We start from the raw sequence: 6,780 nt of genomic DNA on the forward strand, positions 1-6,780 counted from the left end.
CACTTCCAGCCCGACGGCGACGGGGGCGCGGTCGCCGTCGGGCTGGAAGTGGGCGAGCTGGCGCCGCAGCAGATCGGCCTTCTGCTCGGGGTCGTCGATGATGCGGGCGCGGCAGGTGAACTGGACGGCGGTGTAGTAGCTGGTGGGGACGCCGTCGGTGGGCGGGGTGCCGGGCTTGGCGCGCCAGGGGCCGGGGATGAAGGCGTAGTCGCCGAAGACGGTGAACAGGACGTCGGGGGCGTGCTCGATCGCCTTCCAGACCGGGTTGGGCCGGGCGAGGTGGATCAGCAACTGGCCGCCGTCGCCGGTGAAGTGGGTGGGGACGGTGACAGGCGGATGGCCGGGCAGGCCGTTGACGCTCAGGATGCCGAAGTCGTGGCCGTCGGCTATCCAGGTCTGCCATTCGGCTTCGTCCAGGCTCGCGTCCCAGGGCTGGATGAACATGCGGTGCTCCTTGCGTAGGGGGCGGAAGGCCGGGGTGGGGCTCAGGTGAGGGCGAGGAGGCTGACGGCGACGGCAGCGGTGCCGAGCCCGACGAGCTGGCCCCGGTGGATGCGTTCGGCGAGCACGCCGCGGGCGAGCAGGACCGTGCCGGCCGGGTAGAGGGCTGTGATCACGGCGACGACGGTGAGGTCTCCGCTGCGCGCGGCGAGCAGGAACAGCAGATTGGCCACCGAGTCCAGCACGCCGGCGGTCGCCGACATGGCGTACGCGGGCTTCTCGGCGCCGAGCCTGCGGTGCATGATCCCGGCCGCGGACAGGGTGACGGCCGAGGCGGTCGCCCTGCCGATGATCAGCGGGGCCACGCCGCTGTCGGACGGCGTCTGGTGGAGGAAGATCAGCTGGAGGGCGATGGCGGCGCCCGCGCCGAAGGCCAGCAGCAGCGCGGTACGGGAGGGGCGGGCCGAGCCCGCACCGTGTCCGGCGCTGACCAGCACCACCGCCACCAGCGCGAGCGGCAGCCCCACCAGTCCGGCGGCGGCCAAGCGCTCGCCCTGAAGCAGGCCGACCCCGACGGGCAGCGCGGCGGACACCAGCGCAGTCACCGGCGAGAGCACGTTCATCGGACCGATCGCCAGGGTGCGGTAGAGAAGGGCGAACGCGGCGGCCGAGGCGACGCCGGATGCGGCGCCCCAGGTCAGGGCCACGGGGCTGAACGAGGCGCCGAGGACCGGCCACAGCAGCAACTCGACCGCCAGACTGGCCGGGGCGGCGACCATCACTGTGCGCAGCACATGGGCCTTACGGGCGCCCAGGCCGCCGAGGAAGTCGGCGCATCCATAGGCGAGTGAGCTGCCCAGGGCCAGCAGCAAAGCGATCACGGTACATCCCTTACTATCAATGGAACGACTGCACCGTACAACGGACCGACCGGGCCGTGTCAACCAAACGACCGGACCGTGCATTCCACTGGACCTCGCGAGAATGGTGATCGGATGGCCGAGACAGAGGCAGCCCTGCGCACGCTCGCGCACAACGTCAGGGCGGCCCGTACCCGTGCCGGCCTCTCCCTGGACGAACTCAGCCGACGTGCCCAGGTCAGCAAGGGCGCACTGGTGGGATTGGAGAAAGCCCAGGGAAACCCGAACTTCGCCACCCTGGTCCGGCTGGCCGACACCCTCGGCCTCTCCGTCTCCGCCCTGATGGAAGGACCGACCGAAGGGCACGTCCGCATCGTGACCGCAGACGCCCTGGCCCCGCTGTGGACCGGCACACAGGGCAGTGAGGCACGCCTGATGCTGACAACCTCGGGCCCGGCCCCCGTCGAGGTCTGGCGCTGGAAACTGGAACCGGGCGAGGAATACCCCAGCCACCCCCACCAGGCCGGCGTCGTCGAAACCGTCAGCGTCACCTCCGGCCGGATGACCCTGATCATCGACGGCACCGAGCACCATGTCGAGGCCGGGCAGACCGCCACCTTCGACGGCGACACCCTCCACACCTACCGTGGCTCGGGCACCGAAACCTGCCATCTGGTCATGACAGTCCACCTACCGCCCGCCCCCGGCTCCACGACCTGACCCGTGCGGGGCACACGAAGAGCATGGCCGTGGGAGAACCGCAACACGGATTCGGTGACGCGGAGCGCCTTGCCCGCGTGGTCGCCGCCCTGCACGGGTGATGTCGCCGTGTCGCTGTAGTTATGTAGATATGTTTTACGGCAGCTTGATCCGTGAGGATTCCTTTCTCTGTCTACGCCAAGAAAGGGCTGCCGTGACAAGGTTCGGCACTTACGCAATCCGGTCTCTCGCCGCCGCTGTGGCACTGACCGGCGCGACAGCGGGCCAGGCTTCCGCGGAACTCCGCAACGATCCTGAACCGCCCGGAGGACCCACCATCGTGTTGAACTACGGGGACGGAAACAGCAATAACATTCAGCTCGGCAACGGCCAGGGCGGCCCGCAGGCCGGCGGCACCGGCAACACCCAAGGCGGCACACAGGGTGGCACCGGCAACACTCAGGGTGGAACACAGGGTGGCACCGGCAACACTCAGGGTGGCACGCAAAGCGGCACCGGCAACACTCAGGGCGGCACGCAGGGGAGCGGCACCGGCGATACCCAGGGTGGCACGCAGGGCGGCACACAAGGCGCCGGGGTCACGGCAGCAGAACCCGCCATCCCTGCGCCGTCACTCTCTCCTTCCGCCCTGACGTTCACGATTCCAACCGTGATGGCCTTGCCGGCCATGCAGTAGAGCCGTCGCAGAAGTCGGCCGCCCGGACGACTGGTGTTCGGCGCCGTACGCGAGTCGGGAAGGGGCAGCCATGGCCGAGGATCCGATCGACCTGACGCGCCCCGACCTGGGGCCGCGGTTTCGGCGCCCGACCGGCGAGCCGGGCGCCGATACCGCTCACGTCAGGCCGACGAGGTCACTGCTCGGCCGAGGTGCCGGGCGAGGAACCGGGCCGCGCTGTCGGACTCGAACCTGGGCAGTTCCTTGTGCCTGCCCGCGTTGGCGTGCAGCGTCTTCTCCTTCGAGGCGAAGGCGTCGAACAGCGCAAGACCGGATTCCCGCGGGATGTGCTCGTCGTCCCACTGGAGCATGAATTCGATCGGGATGGTGATCAGTTTTGCCGTCTCGGCCAGGGCATCGGGCCAGTGGAGGCCGAAGACCGCGGCGGTGATCCTGGGATCGGCCGCCGTCAGCGGCACCCCGATCGCGGTGCCCATGTTCAGGCCGAAGTAGGCGACCGGTCCTTGGGTGCCGATCTCCGGAAGCTCCTGGAGGGCGTCCAGGGTCGCCTGCCACTCGGGTACGGCGCGCTCCGCCAGGTGGGCGTTGTAGCGGACGACGATCGGGCCTTCCGGCTCACCCGCCTCCCTCGCCTTGAACAGCGCGGCGATCTCCTGCTCGTCGTGCGCCGTGCGTGGTCGGTCGCCGTGACCGGGTGCGTCGATGCAGGCGACGTGGAAGCCGCAGCCGGTCACGAGGAGGTGTGCGCGGCCCGTCATCGCCGGCCACTTCTTGTGCGTGCCGCCACCGTGGCCCATCAGCACCAGGGGCGCGCGATCGGGGCCGGACGCGGGCGACCAGAGTACGCCGGGGATGTCCCCCACGGTGAAGTCGCGTTCGACGACACCGTTCGACGTCGTCTCCCCAGTGAACTGCACAGATTGCATGAGGTGTTGCCTTTCGGGAGTGCCTGGTTGTCGGGGCACTCCCGGCGACACCTACGTCGATCGCCCGACCGTGACGGAGAGGGGGAGCACCCATACGGATACGGCGTTCATGGGTCTCACCTCCTCGGGCGGGGTCACGGGCAAGCACAGGCTACCAATTCGATCATCAGCCCGCCCAACCCTTTTCCACCCGGTGTACGTAGGGCCCGGAACCGGTCAATATCCCGTCGCATGGACGGGACGGGAACTGCCGGCCTGCTTCCATGGATCATGCGGACGTACTGCTCATCGGAGGCCGCGCCGGGGTCGGCAAGACGACCGTGGGGTGGGAGGTGTCAGCACTGTCGCAGGCCGCGAAGGTCTGGAAGCGTCAGGTCGCGAGATCCGCTCCTGTCGACTGAGCGGCTCCCTCGGGCTGCCGCTCCTGGGCGCCTTGCCCACCCCGGCGATCCATCTCGCGCCATTCCGGCCTGAGCCCGGCGAGGTTCGTGGTGAGGAAGTACGCGGCCCCGCCGGCGAGCAGCACGGGCGCAAGCCCGACGGCGGACACCACCGCACCGGCGATGAGTCCACCCAGCGGGATGCCTGCCCAAGCCAGCGAGTCCCCGAGGGCGTTGACCCGGCCCAGCAGCCGGCGCGGCACGCGCTCGAAGAGGACGGCACCCAGCACCGGATTGACGAAGCCCGCACCGAAGCCACTGACGGCGAACACGGCCAGTACTGCCCACATCGGCGCATGCGAGGCGAGGATGAGGAACCTCGGAGCGCCGGCCAGCAGAAACCCGGTGAAGAACACCATCCTGCGCCGCAGCCGGTGCGCGGCCATCGCTGCGATCAGGCTTCCACCGACCGCCGCGGCTCCCATCACGCCGGCCGTCAGGCCGATCGCGGTCGGCCCGTTGCCGGACTCCCGGGCCCAGACGGGCATGAGCACCGTGGCGAACCCCGCGTCCAGCAGGTTGGTGATCGCGACCATGACGATGACGGTGAAGAGCAGCGGCTCACCGCGCAGGAAAGTGAAGCCCTCGCCGAATCGTCGCCAGTAGCCCGGCCCCGCCCCGGCCTCGGAGGCGCCTTCCTCGGCTGCATGACCCATGCCACGCGGCACCGCCAGTCCGATGAGCACGGATCCAAGGGCGAAGCAGGCCGCGTTGACGATGAGCCCGGTCAGCGGGCCGAGCAGCGCCACCAGGGAACCACCGGCCGCCGGGCCGATGGTGGAAGCGAGGCGCTCGGTGACGCCGGTCAGACCGGTGGCCCGCTCCAGTGGCACCCGGCTTCGCTCGGCCGCCTCCGGGACCATGACCTCCTTGGCCAGATCGCCGGGGCCGCGGGCCGCGCCGATCAGCGCGACCAAGGCCAGCAGGAGCGGAAAGGACAACAGGTTCAAGGCGTGCAACAGGGGTACCGCGGCGGCGGCGGTTGCGCTGGCCAGATCGGTGGTCCAGGAAACGGTCCGCGGGCCGATCCGGTCCACCAGTGGCCCGGTGAACGCCTTGACCACCACATAGGGAGTCATCTCACAGAAGGCGACCAGCCCGGTCTGGGTGGCGCTGCCGGTCGTGACGAGCACGAACCAGGGCAAGGCAACGGCCGAGACACGAGTGCCGGTCAGCGATACGGCCATGGCCGCCAGCACCCCGCCCAGGGGCCGTATGGACCGCCGGCCGGGCATGTCCCCGGTGCCCTGGGTGTCTGCCCTCACGCCGTCTCCGTCCCTGTCGCTGTCCGAGGGCCGGATGCGTTCGTCGGCGCGCCGGGCGCATCCAGTTCGGGAAGGATGTGCGCGATGACACCGACCCGCTCGGCTCCCGCCGGGGCGCTTGCCGCCGCCTCCGGGGTGTCCGGGCGATAGCGGGCGAGGACCTCCCTCAACTCCTGCTGGAGGGCGGCCGTCTCCTCCGGGGTGAGCCGCAGGGCCCAGTCGCTCATGTCGAGGTTGTCGCGCCACGCGCGGGGCATCGTCTGGAGCTCGTTGAGTGCCCGCTGGGTGCGAACTGTGTAGGTGGCAGCCACCGACTGGAGGTAGGCCAGTGCTGCCTCGGGTTCCCGGTCGGCCAGATTCGGATCGTTGAACCACGTCCTTTGGTGCACCGAACGCCACCAGCGCTCGCGCGCGTTACCGCGTTCGGTGTCCTCCTCGACGAACCCTGCCGCGCCGAGCTGTCGGAGGTGGTAGCTCGCGGTGCCGGAATTGACGCCCAGTCGCTCCGCGAGGCGGGTAGCCGTCGACGGGCCGTACTTCCGCAGCAGCCCGACCAGTTGGACACGCACCGGGTGCGCCAGGGCGCGCAGGCCCTTGGCGTCCAGAACAACCGCGTCCGCTTCGACGTGCGGGGCGTTGCCCCCGCCGCTCGTGTCCGTCATGCCGCCACACTAGACCGCAAAGAGTTCTTCGCAAAGGTCTCTTCGCGAAGAACTCTTTGCGGTTTACGCGCCCGGCCTGGACCTCCCTTCCCAGGAGGTGTCCGCGCCGAGGCGCCCGGCTGCGGTCCGTTGATCCGGTGGAGAGTGAGGCGGAGGCGAGCGCTTGCCGTGCGCGTGACCGCGGTCAATGAACGCTGGGCCGCGCAGCCGCCGCGACGAGTGCGACGGACTCGCTGACCGCCTCCAGCGCCGCTGTTCGTTCCTGGTCGGTCATGCGGGCCGGTCCATAGGTGACCACGGGTTCGAGGACGTGGTAGCCCACGAACTCCAGCATCCCGCGGTGGATGTGGAACAGGAAGTCGTCCATCGGGCCGAAGGCGCCACCGGACTGGAACGACTCACTGGGCCCGCCGGTCGTGAGCAGCAGCATCGCGCGCCTTCCGGCGAGGGCCGCGTCGTCGAAGAGGCCGTGGTCCCCGCCGAAGACCGTCCCCATGACGAAGACCCGGTCGATCCATCCCTTGAGGATGGCGGGTAGCGAGAACCACCACATCGGGAACGACAGCACGAGCAGATCGGCGGCGAGCAGCCGGTCGAGATGAGCCCTGACGGCCGCGTCGAGTGTTCCCTCTCTAACCGCACGCATCTGCTCGGCCTGCGGCTTGAAAGGGCCGTCCACCGGCAGGAACTCATGGCGGTCCAGGATCGGGGCCCATCCGTCGGCGTAGAGGTCGAGGACGTCGACTCGGTACCCGGCCTCGCCCAGGGTCCGAGCCGCGGTGGTCATCTG

Annotated in this window: 8 protein-coding genes; 2 read left to right on the forward strand and 6 right to left on the reverse strand. The window is 69.8% G+C overall.

What is annotated here, in order from left to right; genetic code table 11:
• Nucleotides 1-444 (reverse strand): FMN-binding negative transcriptional regulator (locus BZY54_RS45975; protein WP_107419996.1); only part of this gene is annotated, 444 nt, incomplete at its 3' end.
• 41 nt (nt 445-485) lie between these two features.
• Nucleotides 486-1,322 (reverse strand): DMT family transporter, encoded by an 837-nt coding sequence (locus BZY54_RS45980; RefSeq protein WP_086731286.1) that lies wholly within the window; start codon nt 1,320-1,322, stop codon nt 486-488.
• Nucleotides 1,323-1,436: 114 nt separating this feature from the next.
• Between BZY54_RS45980 and BZY54_RS45985 the strand changes: the two genes are divergently transcribed.
• Together BZY54_RS45985 and BZY54_RS50585 are read left to right on the forward strand one after the other, a co-directional pair.
• Nucleotides 1,437-2,021, forward strand: a complete 585-nt coding sequence (locus tag BZY54_RS45985; RefSeq protein ID WP_086731287.1) for a helix-turn-helix domain-containing protein — start codon at nt 1,437-1,439, stop codon at nt 2,019-2,021.
• Between the two features lie 130 nt (nt 2,022-2,151).
• Nucleotides 2,152-2,697 (forward strand): hypothetical protein, encoded by a 546-nt coding sequence (locus BZY54_RS50585; RefSeq protein ID WP_143668336.1) that lies wholly within the window; start codon nt 2,152-2,154, stop codon nt 2,695-2,697.
• A 161-nt stretch (nt 2,698-2,858) separates the two neighbouring features.
• Here BZY54_RS50585 and BZY54_RS45990 read toward each other — a convergent pair whose 3' ends face one another.
• From BZY54_RS45990 to BZY54_RS46010, 4 genes are all read right to left on the reverse strand, one after another.
• Nucleotides 2,859-3,623: an alpha/beta fold hydrolase gene (locus tag BZY54_RS45990; RefSeq protein ID WP_086731288.1), complete on the reverse strand. Its 765-nt coding sequence runs from the start codon at nt 3,621-3,623 to the stop codon at nt 2,859-2,861.
• A gap of 370 nt (nt 3,624-3,993) precedes the next feature.
• Complete coding sequence (locus BZY54_RS46000) at nt 3,994-5,298, reverse strand: MFS transporter (RefSeq protein ID WP_086731291.1); 1,305 nt, start codon at nt 5,296-5,298, stop codon at nt 3,994-3,996.
• Between the two features lie 26 nt (nt 5,299-5,324).
• On the reverse strand, nt 5,325-5,990 hold the full coding sequence (locus BZY54_RS46005) for an ArsR/SmtB family transcription factor (RefSeq protein WP_086731289.1): 666 nt from the start codon (nt 5,988-5,990) through the stop codon (nt 5,325-5,327).
• 184 nt (nt 5,991-6,174) lie between these two features.
• The coding region (locus BZY54_RS46010; protein ID WP_244217666.1) for an NAD(P)H-dependent oxidoreductase at nt 6,175-6,780 on the reverse strand (606 nt) is incomplete at its 5' end.

The sequence above is a fragment of the Streptomyces carpinensis genome (assembly GCF_002154505.1).
GTDB classification, from domain to species: Bacteria; Actinomycetota; Actinomycetes; order Streptomycetales; family Streptomycetaceae; genus Streptomyces; species Streptomyces carpinensis.

Excerpts from the sequence above, each read along its gene's own strand:
- BZY54_RS45985 (WP_086731287.1), top strand. The coding sequence starts at position 1,437 with ATGGCCGAGACAGAGGCAGCCCTGCGCACGCTCGCGCACAACGTCAGG.
- BZY54_RS50585 (WP_143668336.1), top strand. The coding sequence starts at position 2,152 with ATGTTTTACGGCAGCTTGATCCGTGAGGATTCCTTTCTCTGTCTACGC.
- BZY54_RS45990 (WP_086731288.1), bottom strand. The coding sequence starts at position 3,623 with ATGCAATCTGTGCAGTTCACTGGGGAGACGACGTCGAACGGTGTCGTC.
- BZY54_RS46000 (WP_086731291.1), bottom strand. The coding sequence starts at position 5,298 with ATGCCCGGCCGGCGGTCCATACGGCCCCTGGGCGGGGTGCTGGCGGCC.
- BZY54_RS46005 (WP_086731289.1), bottom strand. The coding sequence starts at position 5,990 with ATGACGGACACGAGCGGCGGGGGCAACGCCCCGCACGTCGAAGCGGAC.